21 protein-coding genes are annotated in these 20,438 nt (G+C 42.8%); 6 read left to right on the top strand and 15 right to left on the bottom strand.

Annotated features, from left to right (window positions below; all coding sequences use genetic code 11):
* The first annotated feature begins 26 nt into the window (after nt 1–26).
* On the top strand, nt 27–482 hold the full coding sequence (gene hjc / locus IC007_RS05720; protein ID WP_054845645.1) for a Holliday junction resolvase Hjc: 456 nt from the start codon (nt 27–29) through the stop codon (nt 480–482).
* Between the two features lie 214 nt (nt 483–696).
* Here hjc and IC007_RS05715 read toward each other — a convergent pair whose 3' ends face one another.
* From IC007_RS05715 to IC007_RS05660, 12 genes are all read right to left on the bottom strand, one after another.
* Nucleotides 697–2,205 carry a holliday junction branch migration ATPase PINA gene (locus tag IC007_RS05715; protein WP_054845644.1) on the bottom strand — a complete coding sequence of 503 codons (1,509 nt, stop codon included), beginning with the start codon at nt 2,203–2,205 and terminating at the stop codon, nt 697–699.
* 62 nt (nt 2,206–2,267) lie between these two features.
* Nucleotides 2,268–2,855, bottom strand: a complete 588-nt coding sequence (pdxT, locus tag IC007_RS05710; RefSeq protein WP_054845643.1) for a pyridoxal 5'-phosphate synthase glutaminase subunit PdxT — start codon at nt 2,853–2,855, stop codon at nt 2,268–2,270.
* A complete protein-coding gene (gene pdxS, locus IC007_RS05705; RefSeq protein WP_054845642.1) occupies nt 2,852–3,865 on the bottom strand; it encodes a pyridoxal 5'-phosphate synthase lyase subunit PdxS in 1,014 nt (337 codons plus the stop codon). The genes pdxT and pdxS overlap by 4 nt, the downstream gene beginning before the upstream one ends.
* A 196-nt stretch (nt 3,866–4,061) precedes the next feature.
* Nucleotides 4,062–4,349, bottom strand: a complete 288-nt coding sequence (locus IC007_RS05700) for a 30S ribosomal protein S26e (RefSeq protein WP_054845641.1) — start codon at nt 4,347–4,349, stop codon at nt 4,062–4,064.
* A 34-nt stretch (nt 4,350–4,383) separates the two neighbouring features.
* Complete coding sequence (gene proS / locus IC007_RS05695; protein WP_149528483.1) at nt 4,384–5,829, bottom strand: proline--tRNA ligase; 1,446 nt, start codon at nt 5,827–5,829, stop codon at nt 4,384–4,386.
* Nucleotides 5,830–5,873: 44 nt separating this feature from the next.
* On the bottom strand, nt 5,874–6,179 hold the full coding sequence (locus IC007_RS05690; protein ID WP_054845640.1) for an ATP synthase subunit C-like protein: 306 nt from the start codon (nt 6,177–6,179) through the stop codon (nt 5,874–5,876).
* Nucleotides 6,180–6,198: 19 nt separating this feature from the next.
* On the bottom strand, nt 6,199–6,360 hold the full coding sequence (locus IC007_RS05685; RefSeq protein ID WP_149528482.1) for an ATPase: 162 nt from the start codon (nt 6,358–6,360) through the stop codon (nt 6,199–6,201).
* On the bottom strand, nt 6,347–6,988 hold the full coding sequence (locus IC007_RS05680; protein WP_054845639.1) for a V-type ATP synthase subunit D: 642 nt from the start codon (nt 6,986–6,988) through the stop codon (nt 6,347–6,349). Before IC007_RS05680 ends, IC007_RS05685 begins: the two co-directional genes overlap by 14 nt.
* Nucleotides 6,985–8,373: a V-type ATP synthase subunit B gene (locus IC007_RS05675; protein ID WP_149528481.1), complete on the bottom strand. Its 1,389-nt coding sequence runs from the start codon at nt 8,371–8,373 to the stop codon at nt 6,985–6,987. The genes IC007_RS05680 and IC007_RS05675 overlap by 4 nt, the downstream gene beginning before the upstream one ends.
* The gene (locus tag IC007_RS05670) at nt 8,370–10,148 is read right to left on the bottom strand and encodes a V-type ATP synthase subunit A (protein ID WP_149528480.1); all 1,779 of its coding nucleotides are present in this window, start codon (nt 10,146–10,148) and stop codon (nt 8,370–8,372) included. Before IC007_RS05670 ends, IC007_RS05675 begins: the two co-directional genes overlap by 4 nt.
* On the bottom strand, nt 10,149–10,724 hold the full coding sequence (locus IC007_RS05665) for a V-type ATP synthase subunit E (RefSeq protein ID WP_054845745.1): 576 nt from the start codon (nt 10,722–10,724) through the stop codon (nt 10,149–10,151).
* A gap of 5 nt (nt 10,725–10,729) precedes the next feature.
* Nucleotides 10,730–11,032, bottom strand: coding sequence for a V-type ATP synthase subunit F (locus IC007_RS05660; protein ID WP_054845638.1), 303 nt, complete (start codon nt 11,030–11,032; stop codon nt 10,730–10,732).
* 71 nt (nt 11,033–11,103) lie between these two features.
* Between IC007_RS05660 and IC007_RS05655 the strand changes: the two genes are divergently transcribed.
* Nucleotides 11,104–13,230, top strand: coding sequence for a V-type ATP synthase subunit I (locus IC007_RS05655; protein ID WP_054845637.1), 2,127 nt, complete (start codon nt 11,104–11,106; stop codon nt 13,228–13,230).
* Here the strand turns inward: IC007_RS05655 and metG are convergent.
* Nucleotides 13,219–14,907, bottom strand: a complete 1,689-nt coding sequence (gene metG / locus IC007_RS05650; protein WP_054845636.1) for a methionine--tRNA ligase — start codon at nt 14,905–14,907, stop codon at nt 13,219–13,221. The genes IC007_RS05655 and metG overlap by 12 nt on opposite strands.
* A gap of 49 nt (nt 14,908–14,956) precedes the next feature.
* Here metG and IC007_RS05645 point away from each other — a divergent pair, with 49 nt between their 5' ends.
* Nucleotides 14,957–15,862, top strand: coding sequence for a hypothetical protein (locus tag IC007_RS05645; RefSeq protein WP_054845635.1), 906 nt, complete (start codon nt 14,957–14,959; stop codon nt 15,860–15,862).
* Here the strand turns inward: IC007_RS05645 and pgsA are convergent.
* A complete protein-coding gene (gene pgsA, locus IC007_RS05640; RefSeq protein WP_084739675.1) occupies nt 15,773–16,363 on the bottom strand; it encodes an archaetidylinositol phosphate synthase in 591 nt (196 codons plus the stop codon). The genes IC007_RS05645 and pgsA overlap by 90 nt on opposite strands.
* A 35-nt stretch (nt 16,364–16,398) precedes the next feature.
* On the opposite strand from pgsA, the gene IC007_RS05635 reads away from it, so the two are divergent.
* The 3 genes from IC007_RS05635 to IC007_RS05625 all read left to right on the top strand — a co-directional run bounded on the left by IC007_RS05635 (nt 16,399) and on the right by IC007_RS05625 (nt 17,664).
* The gene (locus tag IC007_RS05635) at nt 16,399–16,701 is read left to right on the top strand and encodes a hypothetical protein (protein WP_054845633.1); all 303 of its coding nucleotides are present in this window, start codon (nt 16,399–16,401) and stop codon (nt 16,699–16,701) included.
* A 71-nt stretch (nt 16,702–16,772) separates the two neighbouring features.
* Nucleotides 16,773–17,204 (top strand): protein-lysine N-methyltransferase, encoded by a 432-nt coding sequence (locus IC007_RS05630; RefSeq protein ID WP_054845744.1) that lies wholly within the window; start codon nt 16,773–16,775, stop codon nt 17,202–17,204.
* A gap of 10 nt (nt 17,205–17,214) precedes the next feature.
* Complete coding sequence (locus IC007_RS05625) at nt 17,215–17,664, top strand: DUF2286 domain-containing protein (protein ID WP_054845632.1); 450 nt, start codon at nt 17,215–17,217, stop codon at nt 17,662–17,664.
* Nucleotides 17,665–17,770: 106 nt separating this feature from the next.
* On the opposite strand, the gene IC007_RS05620 is transcribed toward IC007_RS05625, so the two are convergent.
* A complete protein-coding gene (locus IC007_RS05620; RefSeq protein ID WP_149528479.1) occupies nt 17,771–20,437 on the bottom strand; it encodes a DNA-directed DNA polymerase I in 2,667 nt (888 codons plus the stop codon).
* Nucleotide 20,438 lies beyond the last annotated feature (1 nt).

Here is a 20,438-nt window from a genome sequence, read left to right as displayed (position 1 = left end):
ATATATACATTACACCTTTTTAGGTTGTGAACCCCAGAAAAAGGAAAGGGACTTCGGTAGAACTATTTCTTTTCAAGAAACTTAGAGACAAGGGGTTTGCAGTAACTAGAGCTCCAGCAAGCGGGAGTAAGAGAAAGGATCCCATACCTGATATAATAGCTATGAAGAAAGGGATTATTGTCCTCATTGAATTAAAGAGCCGATCCAAAGAAGGCAAGATATACGTCAGTAAGGAACAGGCTGAAGGAGCTAAAGAATTTGCGGATAAAAGTGGAGGTTATCTTTTCCTGGGAATAAAGACTCCATCCACGTTTAAGTTCTTAGACTTCTCGAAACTTAGATCAACTAAAGGAGGCAACTACGTCGCAGATGAGCCTACTGTAGATAAGGAGGGTCTCTCCTTTGAGGATCTCCTGAAGTTCGTAGATAACAAGCTGGGAATTTCGCTAGATACGTTCTTTGCTGATGGAAATAATGGATGATGGCATTAGAAGAAAAACTGGTTTAAGGTTTTTCATACCTACAACATTTAGTACTACAACATTTAATACTACAAGGGAATGTCATTCCTCTTCCTTTTATCTTCCTCAAGTGTGAAAAAGAGTTTTTAATAATTTATATTTTATACAGAATTAGTGTCTGAATTTATAAATTTCACTTTTTAGATATACTTAGTTATTGTTTACATCTAATAGATCATTCTGATAGCCTTATCCTTATCTTAATATTGTGTTTCTTCTCCAGCTTTCTCAGTCTGGATGTCAATTTCCTGTTGAACTTTCCTATTTGTTCTTTAGGTATGTTAACAACATATTCCCCTTCCTCATATTTTACAGATGCGTCGGGAATTATGTTTTCCACTATCCTGTTAAGTCTACTCTCCATAGAGTCTCCTCCCTTTCCTGACGCGGATTTAACTGGAACTATCATTGTTTGTTCTCCAAACACATACATTTCGTATTCAGCCTTGTCGCTCAGGAAATCCTTTATCTCCACTACTGGTCTTGCTAGGTCTGCTTCCCTCAAGCCAGAGGGAACCTTAACAATCATCTCTAACGAATAAACCTTCTCTACTGTCCCATTTCTAATGAATACGACAGTATCTAAAATGTTAGGTATAGTTCCGAGATCAACCCTACTAACGAACCTATGAATTGCGTCTATAGGAGAAGTAGCGTGAACTACTCCTATCATTCCTATTCCAGCTAGCCTCAGGTCAGTATAGAGTTTGAAGTCCTCATCGTTCCTCATTTCGTCGTAAACTGTGTAGTCTGGTCTGCTCAACAGAAGTATGTCGTGAAGCTCACCTATTTCAGCGTAGTTCTTCGAGTACTGAGTTATGTCAGGGGGTAAGTGCATGTCCCTGGGGCTTTCTATGGTCTTCACTATCTTCCCGAGCCTCATGTAGTACTCCGCCAAGGCTTGGGCGAAAGTCGTCTTTCCCATCCCAGGGGACCCGGCTATCACTATTCCTTCAGCGTGGTCGCGGAACTTATCGAGAAGCCTCTGATCCAGGGAGTAGTCGTCCATGGACCTCCTGGCTACGGGTCTGGTGATAGTCATTTCCCACCCATCGCTCAAAGGTGGGCGAGTTACAACTATCCTATAGTTACCCAACTGAATAATCATAGAGCCCTTTCTTTCTATTTCTATAAAAGATCCTTTAACGAAACGAACGCTATTTACGACATCTGAAACAATCCTTTTCATGTCCGCTTTCGTGAGAGGGTCGCTGGAAAGCTCCACGAATTCCCATTCTCCTGGTTTCCCCCTCTTAGCTTTAGGCTTGGAGTCTTCTTTAAGGTGAACGCTCATAGTGTTTTCATCGAAGTAAGTTTCAATGGATATCCTATCTTCAGGAAGTGGTTGAAGAAGAATGCATTGAACCTTCATTAAGTCGCACATTTTCCTCTGGAGGTCGTCGGAAGTGACCACTGTACAGCCTTTAGATTGGCAAAATTCCCTTAATGCAACGTCAGACTCCTTTGTTCCATCTCCTACTATGTCGAAACCTATGAGGAGCCTCTCGGACATTTCCTTCACTTTGTTTATCTCCTCAAGTGCTATGTCTCCGCTCACCATTCCGTCTCGGCTCTCTTCCTCTAGCTCTCTGACCAGAGATTTATGGATCAGGATGTTTCCGTATATCACATTCTTTTCGAGGTATCTCGACACGCCATTCAGGAGAGAACTCTTGTCTAGCATCAAATCTTTCAAAACGTGATTCCCCGTTTGATGAAATATTAGGACGATTTGAATAAAAAAACTTACTTTTTCACTAAGGAAAGGAAGTACTTGTGTACAGCCAAGGTATTGGAAAGTTCTGGATGGAACGTAGTAGCTAGAATCCCTCCTTCCTGTGCCATGATCGTGACACCGTTGAGTTTAGATAGGGACTTGCTGTTTCCCCATACCTTAGTGATCGCAGGGGACCTTATGAAGACTACTCTTGCTTTCTCTTCTCCTATCTCTGAGAGATCTACCTCAGCCTCGAAGCTCTCCCTTTGTCTGCCGTAGTAGTTCCTAACTACCGTAATATCCATTACTTTAAGCAAATCCTGCTGTTTCTTCACCTTGGAGTCTGAAGCTTCTTTAGCTAGAAATATAGCTCCAGCACAAGTTCCGAGTACCGGAAGGCCTGAGGATATTTGTTCTCTAAGTTCATCGATTATTCCCAGCTTAGACGCTAACATGCCTATCGTGGTGCTCTCTCCTCCAGGGATTATTATGCCGTCAAGTTGTCTCATATCCTTTGAAGTCTTTACGGGTACTATGTCTCCTGTACCCATAGCTCTCTTAGTTTGGAGGGCATGCTCCTCAAAGCTACCTTGATATGCTATTATTCCTATCCTCATGTATCCCTCACCTGCAAAAGCTGTTCTGGGGGTAAGGACTTGATGTCTATACCCATCATGGTCTTCTGCTCACTTATCATTTTTTGAGCTTCCAATACCACTTCCGGGTATTCCCATGCTGAGGCTGCCATGACTATGGCCCTAGCTCTGACTTCGGGGTCTTCACTCTTGAATATACCTGAGCCTACAAACAAACCGTCAGATCCAAGCCACATCATAAGCGCTGCGTCTGCTGGAGTTGCTATCCCTCCTGCTGCGAAGTTCACTATGGGAAGCCTACCAAGTTTAGCTACTAACTCTAAAAGTTGGTATGAAACTTGATATTCCCTTGCCTTCATGTTCCTATCTTCTTCGGACATGGACACAAGTGACCTCAGCTCACTGTTTATGAGCTTCATATGTCTTACTGCTTCACTCACGTTTCCTGTGCCTGGTTCTCCCTTAGTCCTTATCATTGATGCTCCTTCAGATATTCTCCTCAACGCCTCCGCTAAACTCCTAGCTCCGTTAACAAATGGAACTTTGAAGAGCCACTTGTTTATGTGATGGGTTTCGTCTGCAGGAGTCAATACCTCGCTTTCGTCTATCATGTCCACGTCTAGAGCCTCCAATACCTTAGCTTCGTAAAAGTGACCTATTCTGACTTTCGCCATAACTGGTATTGTTATAGAAGACATCACTTCCTCTATTATCTTTGGATCGGCCATCCTAGCTACCCCTCCCATCTTCCTTACATCATAAGGGAGTTTGTCCAGAACCATGACGGAAACTGCGCCTCCTTCTTCCGCTATTTCAGCCTGCTTTACATTTGTGACATCCATGACGACTCCTCCCTTTTGAAATATAGGGAATGCATGTTTCACCATGGTTGTGCCTTCTGCAATCTTCAAGTTAGATTTCAGTTCTGGCATTTCTGTTAGTAACCCCTGATCCTTAAGAGAATCTCTGACCTCAGCAAGCTTATAGAAGTAGTCTTCCACTTCTGAGAACGAGAGTTCGTACAGTCTCATAATGATCAAGTATGAGCAAAAATTTTAAGCTTTTATTAAATCTTGTTCCCGTATATTGCCTTAAATAATTTATATCAATCAAATAAAAATACTTTTATAAAATTCAGACTATTTCAACCTTCAATCAGGAATGTAAACCAAACCTTTCTAAAATCTTCCCTTAAAGCTTCATAGAAATAGAGCAATTAGGTCTTCTTTAAAACCTAGGTCGAGTGCTTTTACGCTCGTTTTCAGCTCTTATCTTGACTATCCCGAAATGCACTGCACAGTTAACACAGTAGCACTTAGTTATAGGGTACCTTGTTATTATAGCCCCTTTCTTCTCCAGCTCCTGAGCTAAAGCAGGTTCAACTGGACTGTACATTCTAGTCGTACATATCGCCTTATCCTCAGGTACTCTAGCACCACAGTTATCACAGAAAATATAGCCTACGTGGCCTTTGTCGCCTTTCCTGCGACCTCTGTTTTCCCTCTTCTTTGGCAAGTTTATAACCCTATTTCAATAGCTTATATAATGTCTAATAAGTTTTTGCCACTCTAAGTACTGTTTTAGCAGGCTTTCCACAGATAGCACATGGGTCGTTCACTTTTCTGTCCTGCAATGGATATCCTAGTACTCTAGCATCAGTGATCTCCTCTAGTTTCATTCCACACGTATTATCTCCGCACCAAGGTATCTCTATTATTCCTCCAGAGCTTAGAAGGGACTTAGCCTTGTCTGGATCTTTCTCGTACTTCACATTGTTCAATAGGAAGGACTCCGCGTTCTTCCTGAGATCCAAGAACATGGAATTCAAGGTCTCCGTTACAGCTTCGATTACATCCTCTAAAGGAACTGATTTTCCTTGAAAGGTATCTCTTCTTTTCAGAAATATTGAGTTCTTTTCCAATTCCTTAGGGCCCACTTCAGCCCTCAACGGAACTCCCTTCAATTCCCATACGTAATATTTCTCTCCAGGAGTTTTTTCAGGGTCCAGATCTACAACGCTTTCAATTCCAGATTCTCTCAGCATATCCCCTACTTTCTTGGAGTACTCAAAGACCCGCTTTGTTACCTCTTCGTCGTCCTTTGAAGGGATCGGGACTACCACAACTTTTATCGGGGCTACCTTTGGCGAGATTATCGGACCGTGGTCATCCCCATTCATGGATATGATTACAGCTACTACCCTGTCAGATATTCCATAACTGGTTTGGTGAGGATGACAAAGGGAACCGTCACGCCTTTGAACTTTGAAGTCTAACGCTTTAGTGAAGTTCTGTCCTAGATGATGGGCTGTACCTATCTGTATCACTTTCCCGTCGGGCATCAAAGTGTCGAAGGCGTATGTGTGCAAAGCCCCTGCAAACCTATCCCACTCTGGCCTCTCGGAAAGCAGGTATGGTATACCTAACTCATCAAAGAACTTGCTGTAAATGGATATAGCTTCTTCCACTTGTTTCTGTGCGTCCTCATATGTTTCATGAACTGTGTGGGCTTCCTTAAAGGTAGTTATTTCCCTTAACCTTATCATAGGTCTTGTAGCCTTGGTCTCATACCTGAACACGCTCACTATCTGATAGTATTTCTTAGGAAGCTGTTTGTAGCTATTAAGCCAAAGGGACTCCATGTACGTTATGGCGACTTCACTTGTAGGTCTCAACGAGACTTTGACGTCCAACTCCTGAGAACCTCCCTTGGTGACCCAGAAGACTTCAGACTCGAAACCCTTTATGTGTTGTGTTTCTCTGCTGAGCAATTCCTGAGGTATGAGCAATGGCAGAAGGATCTCCTCATGACCCGTTGAATCGAGCATCCTTCTAATCAAGGATACTACATTTTGTCTTAACCTGAAACCATACGGCATCCATACTCCCACTCCTTTGACAGGGTATCTTCCATAATCGTAAAATTCCCCTTCTGCTAAAACCCTGTCAAACCATTCACTGAAATTTTTAGACCACTTTTCTCTAGTTACCTTCACGATAGAAAACGAATTAATACAAAATAAAAAATCTTCTTGACTTTTTACTTGCCCACGAATATCATGAGGACTGCGAACAAGATACCATATACTGCTATTCCTTCACCTATTGCAACGAAGATTAGAACGGTACCGAACATGTCTCTCCTTTCAGTCAAAACGCCTATTCCAGCTGCGGCAGCCATGCCTACTGCTACTCCTGCTCCTATTGCAGCTAGACCTATTGAAAGACCTGCTCCGACGTTAAGCCCTGCAAATCCTACACCCGAGCTACCAGCAGTCTGCGCTCCTGCTATTACACCTGAAACTAGTATAGGAAGTAACAAAGCTAGAAGGGTTGTTCTCTTCATATTCAATCCCACCGATATATCATGACAATTCCTTTAAAACCTTTCTGCCTAGCTCTTCTAGCTCTCTCTTCCTCTTGGACAAAATTTCATCGTGTTGCTTGGTTAGATTCTGTATTATTTCATTCTTCTTTTGTTCTAGTGAAACCGAGAGGCTTTTCTTAAGGTTCTCATATGCCTGCATATGTCTTCTTCCTCTGCAAGATCTTTCTAATTACCTTTAATCTTATAAAGTCCTCTCTAGCCCTATCGTCTAACACTTGCTTTATGTATTTTATTGACCTAGTGTAGAAAGGTAAAATCGACGTATCTATAGAGTTGATTAACCTCTGAGTTTTCTTAAGTTCCGCAACTAAAGCTCTTATAGTAGACTCGAGCTCTACTAATTCCATGACTTTCACCAGAGCATCCTTCATTCTATCATAGGACTCAGAAAGGTAGGGTGAAGTCTCGACTTCGCTGAAAGGTTTAGGAGGTATCGTGTCTGAATTTAGTTGAATAATAGGAATTTTAACTCCAAATATTACTTTGGTAGACGATGACACTGAAAGTGATTGAGATTGAGATTCCGCAATTGTCTCTATGTTTCCCAACCCCTCAGCGCTGACAGCCTTGAGATAACTCGTATAAACCACGCTAAGGGTCTCGTTCACCTCATTGTAGAGTTTCTCGTATTCGGCAGCGTAGTTTCTGAGGTAAAGTAAGAGGACTTCCCTCTTGTTCTCAAGCAGCCTCTTTATGTTCCTTACTACCTTGACTTGATTCTTCAACTGTACTAAATTTATCTTAGTTGGGAGAACTCTCTGGCTCATTTCTTACCACGATATGGAGGATAGTACTTCTTGATGTATTCTGCCTTGATGTTGGTCAGCTCGCTTTCGGGGAATACAGAAAGTAAATCCCATCCTATGTCCAGCGTGGTCTCTATGCTCCTGTTTTCGTTCAACCCTTGATTTATAAGCTTCCTTTCGAACATCTCGCCGAAGAGGAGATACTTCTTGTCCATTTCAGTGAGGGAGTCCTCACCTATGATTGCTGCCAACCCTCTTGTATCCACTGCCCTAGCGTACGCTGCAAAGAGCTGGTTCATCACGTTAGGATGATCTTCCCTAGTTTTCCCTTCTCCTATTCCGTCCTTTCCTAACCTGGATAAACTGAGTAGTACATTTATGGGAGGATATATACCCTTGTTGTAAAGAGATCTGTCAAAGGTTATTTGGCCCTCAGTGATGTAACCAGTGAGGTCAGGTATTGGATGAGTCATGTCGTCGTTTGGCATTGTGAGGATCGGCATCTGCGTTATAGACCCTTTCTTACCCTTAACTTTCCCTGCTCTCTCATATATCGTAGCTAGATCACTGTACATGTAACCTGGGTACCCACCCCTTCCTGGAACTTCCTCCTTCGAAGCGCTTATTTCTCTGAGAGCTTCGCAGTAGTTCGTCATATCAATGAGAATTGCTAGAACGTGCATATCCTTCTCAAACGCTAGATACTCTGCCAGCGTTAACGCTGTTCTAGGTGCAAGTATTTTCATGACTGGAGGTTCGTTAGCTAGGCTAACCACCATTGCAACTCTGTTTATTGCACCGGTCTCTTCGAAGAATTTCCTGAAGAAAACTGCGTCGTCGTATCTGGCACCTATAGCTGAAAACACGACAGCGAAACTCCCTTCTTCTCCCCTAACTGTGGCTTGTTTGGCTATCTGAGCTGCGAGGAGATTTGAGGGCATTCCACTTCCGCTGAAAATTGGAAGCTTCTGTCCTCTCACTAGAGGGTTAAGTCCATCAATTGCCGATATTCCAGTTTGAATGAACTCCTCTGGGTATTCCCTCATTGCTGGGTTTATTGGTTCGCCGTTTATGTCCCTGCGCTCTCCTTTGATTATCTCTGGACCGTTATCTAAAGGGTCGCCTAGAGGATTGAATATCCTCCCTAACATTTCTTCTGATATCTTTACCTCGAGACCCCTTCCAAGCATCCTGACCTTAGTACCGGTTGGGGAAATTCCGGTAGTCCCCTCGAATACCTGAACTATTGATACACCTAGCTGAGAGTCCACAACTATTCCTCTTTTCTTACCTGAGGAAGTCTCTATCTCAACAAGTTCGTTATAGGATGCATCTGACACTCCCTCTACCGCCATCAGAGTTCCTTTTATCGTGGATATTTTCGAATACTCTCTCACGTTCATCATGAAGAACCACCTTTCTCCATAGAGTCAAAGACCGAGTTAAGCTTTGCTATGAGCTCGTCGTACTTCTGAAGTTCGTTATTCTTAATTATTGCTTTGGACTTTATTATCTCGGTCATCACTGGTGTTGCTTTTTCCACTATATCCTTCACCGAGAATCCCTTCTCTGTCAGCTTTAAGCCTCTTTCGTGGAAGAGAACGAGGGCGTTCATTATCTTAGCCATCTTCTGAGGAGATGAGAAGGCATCAATGTCGTCAAAGGCGTTTTGCTTCAAAAACGCCTCCTTTATGAACTTAGCACTCTCAAGGGTCAACTTATCCTTCTCTGCCAAAGAGTCGGGACCTACGAGCCTGACTATCTGCTTCAGTTGGTCCTCTCTTATCAAATCATTAACTATGATCTCCCTCATTTCCTTCCATTTCGGATCAATGTTGGTGTTCCACCATTTAGCCACTAGGTCTACGTAAGCCGAGAAACCTTGAAGCCAGTTTATGGCGGGGAAATGCCTTGCATGTGCTAAAGACACGTCTAAAGGCCAGAAGACCTTAACGAACCTTAACGTGTTGCTTGTAACTGGCTCAGTGAAGTCTCCTCCAGGTGGAGAGACTGCTGAAGCCAAGGATAAAGACCCTATTCTCTCGGGCTTTCCTAGGGTCTTTACTCTCCCTCCCCTTTCGTAGTATTCTGCTAGCCTTGAAGGAAGATAGCTCGGAAATCCTTCCTCTGCTGGCATTTCCTCCATTCTCCCTCCAAGATCCCTCAGAGCTTCAGCCCATCTGGTGGTGGAGTCTGCAACCAGCAAGACGTCATAACCTTGATCCCTGAAGTACTCTGCTATGGTTGCACCAACATAGATACTCGCTTCCCTAGCAGCTACAGGCATGTTACTCGTGTTGGCTATAAGTATTGACCTTTCAAGTAGGGGTTTTCCAGTCCACGGATCCTTCAGCTTGGGGAAAGCCCTAAGTTCGTCTGTCATTTCGTTCCCTCTTTCACCACAACCTACGTAGATCACTATCTTGGCAGCACTCCATTTAGCTAAACTCTGCAGTGTGACCGTCTTTCCGCTTCCGAAAGGCCCAGGAATTGCAGCTGTCCCTCCTTTAGCCAAGGGAAATATCGTATCTAGGACCCTCACTCCTGTCAAAAGTGGCTCTGTAGGTTCCAGCTTCTCCTTATAAGGCCTTGGAATTCTTACAGGCCAGCGTTGTAACATGGAAATCGGCTTCTCATCTCCTTCCATGTCTAAGATGAGGACATTCTCCTTGATCGTATAGTCTCCTTCTTGGACGACCTCCTTCACTGTCCCATGAATACCGGGTGGAACCATCACTTTATGTTCCACTAACCCGGTCTCAGGTACGACGCCTATTATATCTCCCTCCTCTACTTTGTCACCTTTCTTCACTGAGGGAATGAAATGCCATTTTCTATTTTCGTCCAGAGGACTTACCTTTATTCCCTTGCTCACGAATGGGGAGTTAGAAGTTAACGCTATGGTATCTAATGGCCTCTCTAGTCCGTCGAATAGTCTACCCATAAGACCCGGAGCGAGGTCTACGGAAAGTGGAGACCCAGTACGGTATACTGCCTCTCCTGGTTTCACACCTGACGTGTCTTCATATACTTGTATGAAGGCTCTGTCCCCTTCGATTCTGGTTATTTCTCCCACTAGCCTTCCTTCTCCTATCTGGACTACCTCGTACATTAAGGCTGACCTCATGTTGTCTGCGACAACCAGAGGCCCATTTACCCTTATTATTCTACCATTTTCCATTTATAAATCACCGAACAGGATATCCGAGAGTTTTCCTCTCATATTATCAAATACCTGATCTAAGAAAAGCTTTAATGAATAATCTTTCACTTCCCCCGTTTCCTTATTCATGATCTTCAGACCGCCTATCATGTCTGCTTCTGAGACTTCGGCATTCAACTTCAAACCCTTCAAGGCAGACTTGACTGTCTGAACGTCCCTCTTTGAGCAATATACTATGCTCTTCTGGGTAGCCTCTCTCTTAAGGATGTTTGAAAGTGATTCCTTGTACTGTTGAGACCCAACTACCTTCTCTATCCTCTTCATGGCTTCCTCATAAACCCTGTTTATCCAGAATTCCTTCTCAGAAAGAATAGCTCTCTTGTTCTCGACTTCTAACTTGGCTCTCTCTCCTTCTATCTCTTCAATACTCTTTTTCACATAGCTATCGACTTTGCCTAGATATTCTGCTTCGATTTTCCTATAGTTGTCCTCAACTATCTTTTTAGCCTCTTCAAATGCCTTCTCTATCTCGTTTAGCGTGTCACCCTCAAGTTCCTCCTTCACCACTCTATTAAATAGTTCCTCTATTTCCATTACTATCACCCGAAACCTAAGGCTGCCATTATCATTCTCTTTACGTCCAATGCCTCAGCCTCGCTAAAAGGTGAAGGAATGATTGTTATTAAAGGTTTCTTTTGATTGAGAATTATGCTGTCAACGCTCTCCCTTACCGGATTATATATGTCTTTGGTTATTAGAACCAGATCTACGTCTTGCCTCTTCTTGACTTCGTTTATAATTTGAGGTAAAGCTAAAGGGTCTTCTACTATAGTTCCTTCAGCTCCCATCATCTTGAAGAGGTTTACCGTGTATTTATCGCCTACTAGAACTACTTTCCCCATCGGAGGTACTTTTGTTACAGAGGTTAAATACTTATAAGGTATCTGTAATTAAGAATGTTGTGAACTAGACTGTGCTCTTTCCAGAGAACATGTTAAGAGTTGAAATAATAGCAGATAAGAAAAGGCTCAACAGCGTAGTGAAAAAGATAGTCAAAATAGGGTCGTTTCAACCAGAGGAGCCTAGGAATCCTATAGGAGAAGGCAGGTTAGAGGATGCTAGGAGAAAGCTCGGGGTGCTACAGGAACAACTGAACAAGATAAAGTCGATCATGGACATAAGCAAGATAACGGTACAGCCATCTGGTTCAATGAAAGTGAAAGACTGGTTAGAGGCGTCAGACGAAGTATCAGTATTGGCATCGAAACTGGAAGAGAGGTACAAAGACTTGTTAGAGGAGATCAATAAGCTGAGGGCTGAGAGGGACCTGCTTGCGGAGCAGATGAAGCAAATAGAACCATTCAAGGATATTGACGTACCTCTTTCGAACGCTTATAACATGAACTTCTTCGATATTCTGATAGCCATAGGAAGTAAGGAAAAAGCAGATAAACTCAGGTCAGAGACTAAGAACGTATACTTCTGGTCTTACCCATTAAATGAAAAAGAGGAGGCTATCCTCGTTATAGGATCGAAAAAGGACGGGATAATTGAGAAAGCTAAGCAGATCGGAATACAGAGGTTAGAGCTAGAAGAGGGAAAGGCTCCTGCTACTATATACATAGAAACCAAAAGGAAGGTCGACAAAATAACTGAATTAATTTCTAAAAGTAGAGAAGAACTTTCCAAGTCCGCCAAGGAAGACCAGAAGGAGTTCACTACAATATATGGAAAGTTACTTACAGTGATCAGCGCCCTTACAATAATGTCAAAGGTTAAGGTCTCAGAGTTCTTCGTTCAGCTGGAAGGATATGTTCCGGAGAAGGATTTCAAGAAATACGCGGAACAACTAAAGGACGACGCTCATGTGAGCAGTGAGAGACCCAAGAGGTTTGGAGAGAAGGAAGAACCTCCAGTCTACATCAGAATGCCGAAGAGCATAAGTGCTCTAGAGTCAGTCGTGGAAATATACGGTACTCCTTCATACTGGGAGATCTCACCCACAGTTTTCTTGGTAATAACTTTCCCTATTCTCTTCGGACTGATGTTCCCAGATCTCGGAGACGCTATAGTAGTATTCTTGTTCTCTATCTGGTTCTACAAATATGGGAAAAGGAAAGGGAGTGACAACATACCTAAACTCTCGCTGGTCTTAATATATTCTAGCGTAGTCGCAATGATTACAGGACTGTTCGCTAGGGACTTCTTCGGACCTCTGCCTGTAGGAGGTCTTAGAGAGATATTTGCCTCTTCTAAGTATTCCGTAGGTCCTCTTTACAGCGTGTGGCCAGTACCTCCTTCGGTCGACAAGGCTATAAGTTTCTTACTTCCCTTCGGTGAGTTTGCAACTAACGTTAGCATAGACTACGCTATAATATTTTCAATAATGATAGGGGCTATCCTCCTCTTCGCAAGCGGACTTTTAGGCTTAGTTAACGCAATAAGGAAAAAGGACAAGGACTTCTTACTCTTCGAGAAACTTCCAACATTCCTAATATATATTGTTCCTTTAGTCATATTCATGTGGGGTTTGCCTAAATTACCAAGTACTACAGGGTTCTTCGACGCTGACGAATCCATATTGGGAGAAGTACTTAATGCATTACTCCTGAAGCCCATCTCGTCTAACTTAGCAGGATATTTGATAATCTGGTACACAGCGTTCACGCTACTATTCAACTGGGCTTCTAAAGCAATCTTATTAAAGAGGTATGAGAACGCTTCCACAGGAGGGTCTCTCATATTCGGGTTCATAGACGGTGGCTTCGAAGGTGGGTTGCTCCTTCTCTCCAATACTATATCCTTCGTAAGAGTTTTGGTATTCGCTCTGGCACACTACTATATCCTAGATGCTTTCTCGTTCATGGCATACTTCGCCAGCGAGCCATTCGTGGGAGCTACGACTTCTACAATAAGCGTGTTGATCAATCCTCTCGGTATAATCCTGATACTGATTGGGAACCTCCTAGCAATAGGTCTCGAGGGCTTAGTAGTCTTCATTCAGGATATGAGGCTTCACTTTTACGAAATGTTCAGCAAGTTCTATGAAGGAAAAGGTAAGAAGTTCGAGCCTGCAGTAGCTTATGTTTCACTTGAGTAAAATAGGTCTATTTTTTTCAACTTTATCTCTAGTTTCTTTAAGAATTTCAGATATCTTGCTTTCTATGTCAGCAGGTAACTTGGAGAAGAGCGGTTCAACTTTACCTATCCTATTACCAGCTAGAGAGTCCAGATTAACCGGTTCCCAGGAATTGACTTTAACGTTCAGCATCTCCATCAATCTCTCGCTATGTTTAGGCATCAATGGGTACAACATGAGAGATAATGTATACGATACTCCAGCTGATATTGCTAAAACGTTGGAAAGTCTCTTCACGTCAGTCTTAGCCAACTCCCACGGTGCTTTCGAGTTGATATATGCGTTGTTCTCTCTAGCCAAACGTAGAAGCTCATCAGTTCCGGCCTTGAGCTTACCTTTCTCGAATTGTTCTCCCATCTTCAATGGTGCTTCATTCATGAGCGATATTAGCGACTTATCCCTCTCATCGAGCAAATCGTAGTGAACCCTTGGTATTTCTCCATTGAAATAGCGCTTTATCATCGTCAGAGTCCTATTCGACAAGTTTCCAATGTCGTCATTGAGTTCCGTGTTCACTATCCTCACCACTTCCCTCCAAGTGAAGTTAGTATCCCTTTCCTCTGGTCTAAGCCTGATTAAAACGTATCTCCAGTACTCTATGTCCATGATCGATTGGGCTTCGTCTACCCATATTCCTATTTTCCTGCTCTTGCTGAACTTCTGACCTTCATAGAGAAGGTACTCAGTCGCGCCTATTACGTCAGGCAGATGATACTTCCCTGAAGCCATCAACATGGCTGGGAAGATAACAGCGTGGAAGGGGATATTGTCCTTTCCAATGAAGTAATAGCTTGTAACATCGTCGTGAGCCCAAAAGTTCTCCCATGATTCTGGATTGACCTCTATTGTAGCAGAAATGTATCCCAGAAGGGCTTCAAACCACACGTATATTGTTTTCTTCTCTGCTCCATCAAAAGGTGCTGGTATTCCCCACGAGTTATCTCTCGTGATCGCCCTGGGTTTCAACCCCTCACTTACCCAGCTCAGTGCTACAGCCTTAACTGAGTCGGGCATAGTCTTAGATGATTTTATCCAATCGGCTATCTTGTCATTGAATTGGCTTAAATCAAAGAACCAATGTGTAGTGTTCTTCAAAACTGGCTTAGAACCGCAGATGGAACACTTAGGATCAATTAACGAGGAAGGCGTGAGCAACCTACCGCAGTTGTCGCATTGATCCCCCCTAGCGTCCTCAAAACCGCAGTAAGGACATTTCCCCTTTACGAACCTATCGGGGAGGAATATCTTGTCGTTTTCACAATAAGGGAGAACTTCTTCCTGGGTCTTGACATATCTCTGAATTGACAGAAGGAAGTCCCTCACAAACTTCTTGTGAACCTCTGACTCAGTTCGGGTGTAATTATCATAGCTTATCTCCCAGACGTCGATGAAGAGCTTCTTATCATACTCATGTGCTTGGTCTGTCAGTTCCTTAGGGCTGACCTTCCTCTTTAGTGCCTCGACCTCAATCGGCGTTCCGTGTTCATCGCTACCACTTACGAAAACTACGTTGTCCTTACCGTACTTCAACCTAGCATATCTTGCGAATACATCAGCTGATAGGACCGACCCTATCATATTGCCTAAGTGAGGTACAGCGTTCACGTAAGGCCAAGCTGAAGCCACAAAGATTTTCATTTAGAGCTTAACTAGTTACAAGGTTAAAAAATAAATTGAGGCAACAGCGATGCTTGACGAATATAAATATCCTTTCATTAAAAGTCCTGATGCTGAACTCAGAAGAACCTACGGCTCATCTGTTAGATTATCTGACGTGTTAGCGAGTGATAGCGAGCTATTGGAACAAGTCAAGAGAAGGATTAAGGAAACTGTAGAACACGGGAAGGCAAAACCCTATCTCAACGTAAGGAACCCAGTCCTAATGTTTTACACTACGCTCCTAGCTCTAGCGGCAATAAAGGATGACGAAATAGCCTCGAAATACGTGAACGCCGAAGTTGAAATGTTCTCAAGGCTCATGGAAAAGGAAAACGAGGAAGACTTACTCGAACTCTCCCACATACTTGGTTTCAACGCTAAACGTTGTGAGAAGATCAGTTACCTGAACGATAAGGTAACGATATCCCTAGAGCTTTGTTCCGACTTCGTGACTTACATCAGGGCCTCAAAGGGTACTGAGGCTAAACTATCAAAGCAAATCTTGACACACGGAAACGTATATTTCAACAAACATTATCTCTCAGTCATCTTGAAAAGAATACTGAAGACAAAGTTACAAGAGACACTAAGACCGTTGAAGGTCTCGGTCCCGAAGACCCTTGAAGACATGGTAAGGGGAAGATCAACTAACACTCCGCCGTGTATCAAGAAGTTAAGAGAAAAAAAGGAGAAGGAAAGCCTAACTGAAGAGGAGACACGAGTTCTCAAAGCATACATGATTGATATGGGAGAGGAAATCAACGGTTCGAAAGTCATAGTTTACTCCTGTGAGAAAATGAAAGAGAAAGGACTATGCGTAGCGGACTGTGGAGTGAAGAACCCTCTACAACTTGTCTTTAGAAGTGGCCACAGCGTAGAACCTTTGAACCACGGTGACGATAGAAAGAAAGTAAAGGATGTAGAAGACCATTAACCCGGCGAAATGGTCGAGAAAGAAAGCCAGCAGTATAACCACAATGAAGATTATTCTCTCCCCTCTTTCAATTATTCCTTTACCTTCCATTTTAATACCTACGAGCTCCGCTTTAGATCGCAAATAAGAGATAGTGAGAGAGAAACCTACTAAGGTAGACACTAAGAAGGGATTAAAGCCGAGGAAGATGAGAGGGGAAATGAAGAAGATATCTTCTATTCTATCGAAGCTAGAGTCAAGGAAAGCTCCGAAATTCGAGGTCTCACCTTTCACCCTCGCAACTTCTCCGTCTAACGCGTCCATGAAAGAGGAGATCGCTATAATCAAGATACCTAAGAGAGGGTTTCTCGTCAGAAAGAGCAATAAGGCGTAAACTCCTGATAGAGCTAAACCCGTGACTGTTATAGAGTTTGCCGACACATTACTTTTAGCGATAGACTTCGCGACCGGTGTGAGGATTTTCTTTGACTGCTTCCTTAGCTTTGTGATCAAGCTAACCACTACTGATTTAAGTTACTTCATCAACTCCTCCATAAATGGCTAAAAAGTTGATTTTAGTAACAACGGAATCTCACCCCATGCATAAATTATTTTTAGAGATAACTGACGAGGTCTCAAAGGAGGTAGGAATAGAGAGCGAAGTTAGGAAGGAGGACTACGCCTTCGTAACTGATTACGGAGAAAAAGACGAGTTCGGAATGCCTTGGTTACCTCAACTTTTCCTTCAAGAGGACGGGTCTATAAAGCCCATTCTAACGTCAATACCTTTCAACGACTCACTTAAGCCAGACAAGGAGAAGGCCAAATTAGAGGCTCTTAGTAAAGTTAAAAACTCATAGACGCAATAGCATAAGTGATAGTTTTGAGCACTGTACCTTACGTGCCTACACCAGAGAAAGTAGTTAAAGCGATGTTAGAGTTAGCTAAGACTAAAGAAGACGACATAGTTTACGATATGGGATGCGGGGATGGAAGAATAGTTATAACTGCTGTGAAAGAATTCAACGCTAAGAAGGCAGTATGTATAGAAATAAATGATGAGAGGATAAAGGAGACTAATTCTAACATAGAGAAAAACGGAGTTGTGGGAAGAGTTTCCATAGTGAAGGGAAGCTTCTTTGAGGCTCCTCTTTCTGAGGCTTCCGTGCTAACAATGTTCTTATTGCCAAACGTAAATGAAATGCTCAAGCCGAAGCTCGAGAGAGATCTGAAGCCAGGAACCAGGATAGTATCTCACGAGTTCGAGATGAGGGAATGGATACCGAAGGAAGTGATAAAGGTTGAGGACGGAAATATGAACCACACAGTTTACCTTTATATTATCGGGGAAAACAAAGGGTAGCGGTGATTAAATGAAAATATTGGTGTTGAAAAGCGAAGACGGTAAAATAACTTCTGACGAAACCGTAGAAGGAGAAATAGGTCAGGTAGTGAAAGACACAGCGAATAAGGCACTTTCAGAGTGGAACGAAGAGTCCTCAGACTTCATTATCATAAAAGACTTTCATGAAGTAAGAATTCCGCTTCCTCTCAATCCGAAAATGTATGATGTACTGAAGAAGTTCTCAATGAGCAAGCAAGAGAAATTCGCAATAGTGAAAATACCATCTTATGTTATAAGTTTCGATAATTTATGGATGGACAATGACTCTATAGATAGAAAAGTTTATGTGGTTTCGTACTTCCTTGACGACAAGACCAAACAGGAGCTAATGGAGGATGCGGTGAAACTCACTTCTCCTGAGAAAGAAGAGAAGGAACAGGAGGCTGAGATCGAAGAGGAAGAAGACGAGGAACTCTGAGGCTACATAGGAAAAAATGCATTTTTACCAAACTAAATAAAAATCAAGATAGGACTTGCCAAAAATTTTTAAAAAACACTTATCTTATTCTAGAATCGATTCGAGCCTAAAATCCGCTAAAGAAGCTATCTATCGAAAGGCCAGAAGCTATTTCGTCCCAGCTTACTCCTAAAGCCTTAAGTATTTGCTCGAACGTGGACCTCACCGCATCAAGGTACTTATCAGAATCTATCTCGTTCAACTTAGCGAGTTGTACGGCCTTGACTCCGTCCTTAGTTTTGACCTTGACGAACATGATTATGTCCCTCGGTAGAACTTGGACCCCTGCTTCCTTTAATTGCTCTGCGGCCTTAACGTGTTGTGGGGTGGTCTTCTTGTAATGCTCTACGCTTCTTGACAACATTATTTTAAATGCTAACTCGTCCAGATTGTAGTCTTTATTCTTCAGACCTGTGTAAATGCTCCTCACTTTATCAGTAACTTCTTGCTTCACACCCTTCATTTCCTCTGGTGTATTAACCTTCACAAGGATATCTTTTACTTCAGCAAAAGATTTCTTAAGGAATTCGGGGGTATTCCTCTTTTTCACTAACATACCTTTTATGTCTACTTTACCGTCTGGGTAAACGCCGAAGTAGTTCTTCTTGAGACCGGAGAAAGCTACGAATTTGTAAGACTTGTCTATCTCTATGTCGAGCCCGAAGGTGTCTTTTACCCACTTTATCATACCATCTACTATCTCCTTCGTAGGATTGTAGAGAAACAGTGAGTCAGTATCTCCGTAAAGAACCCTGACTCCCAATGACCTAGCGTGAGATACTGTACTCGTAATTACGTATCTCCCCAGTGCTGTGACACTCTCAGCTACTGCGGGAGCATAAAGTGGGAAGGTTTCAGCCCCGAAGACCCCATACGTAGCATTAATGAACACTTTCATTGCGCGCTGAACTACATCGTAGAAAGTCTTTTGCTCAACGTCTTTCGCCTGTTTAGCCTTCTTCTTGTAAATTTTGACTCTAAAGTCCCTCAATAACCCGGTGATTACTGCTGTTATCCCGGGTCTATCGAAACAGATGGTGTGAAGAACGTTACCTGTCTCGTCTTTTACTTCTTTAATATTCCTACATTGGTTCAAGTCTACTGTCTCGTAGCTTATGTTCCAAGTTCTTATTATCGATGGATACAGGGAAGCGAAGTCTAAGACGACCACGTTGAAGAATACTCCTGCAGGCGGATCTATTACAACTGCTCCCTTATATCCCTTACCCTTGATCACCGAAGCCGTCTTTATGGCGGACGACCTCTCTTTAATGTCCTCCTTTAATGGAATCAACCAATTCCTTCTCCTATGCTCCCAGTAGTAAAGGTTCTTTATCCACGTAGATACCTCCGTCCTTGTAAGTTCCTCTATCCCCATCCTCGACATCCTAGCAAGGAGGATAATAAGTTTCATTGTTATGTTATTATTAAAGGTAGTTAGCTTAAGTGTTATTTCTGAGTCTCTGTAGTTGTATTCTATTAACTTCCTTACGTCGAGAGCAGAAATTGACTTGTCCAGCTTGACCTTACTCAGGCCGAGCATCGAAGACGCTACCGCGTCTAAGCTATACTCGTTATATTTTCCGTCGAAAGCGTAAGTCTTTACAGCCTTATTAAAATAAAATCTGTATAAATCGATATGAATTCCCGCCAAGTATTTCGTGTCGTCAGGGTTTATCTCAAAGGGGACTTCCTCAGGGAAATACCCTAGCTTCAATGCCCTGAAGAATATGTAAGGTACATCGAAGTCGTCCCCATTAAATGTCAAAAGGACTGGGTAATCTACCACTAGATTGAAGAACTCATTAAGTAGATCAAATTCCGTATTGAAAGTCCTGACCTCTACTCCGTCTGGAACTGATTCGTCCCCGAGTGATACGTCTTCTCTGTTTAGCGCTAGCACTATCTTTTTCCCGTCGTTTCCAGCTAGGGCTATGCTTATTATAGGGAATTCCGCCTCCTCAGGGTCAGGAACCCTTCCTTCTATAGGCGTAAACACTTCAATGTCTATGGCAACCCTCTTCAGATCTGGGACCTCTGACTCGAAAATGGGCATCCATTCCTTTGAGGTATCTTTAGTCATCTGGTCAGAGTCGCTGAAAGCTTTCTCCACTTCTTGAACCTCTTCGTCAGAAAGAGAGGGTTTAGCCTCCCTCAAGCTCATGTTCTTCACAACGTAAGGCATCCCTGGTATGAGACCTAAATCATAAATGTAGTTATTGAAATACTTTATATGGGCCTCATATGCCTTAGGTACATGGTCCCTCATCCTCTTTACTGCTAAAGGGTCTTTGACTACTATCTTCGTCAACGTTATCTTACCCTGCGTGTATGGATCTATTTTAACTACTCTCTCCATATGGTCGAAAGAAGGATCCTTCGTTATCTTGGTGATCTTGTTTACCTTGTCTGGGTCGAGGTCTACTAAGAAATAGGATTTGTGGTGAGTATTGTCGTAAAGGTAATAGATCTTTTGAGTCTCTTTATCGTAAAGCCTACAGACTGCCTTACCTTTCTCACCGTCATAGTCCACCTGCAGAAGGAAATATACCTTGCCCTCCTGAGCTTCACTCATCCAGCTTTTGGTTTTTCTCCTAGGAGCTGAGACTTGTGATCTCTCTTTAACTTCTTTAGCGTTTCGATTCTCGTTTTTGCCATTATTCTTGTCTTGTTTCTCCTTCTTGCTCTCTTCCTGTGATGTAATTACGTCAAATAAAGTAAGTTGTCTGGACATC

Source organism: Sulfuracidifex tepidarius, from assembly GCF_008326425.1.
GTDB lineage: Archaea > Thermoproteota > Thermoprotei_A > Sulfolobales > Sulfolobaceae > Sulfuracidifex > Sulfuracidifex tepidarius.
This window is presented reverse-complemented; position numbering and strand designations above follow the sequence as displayed.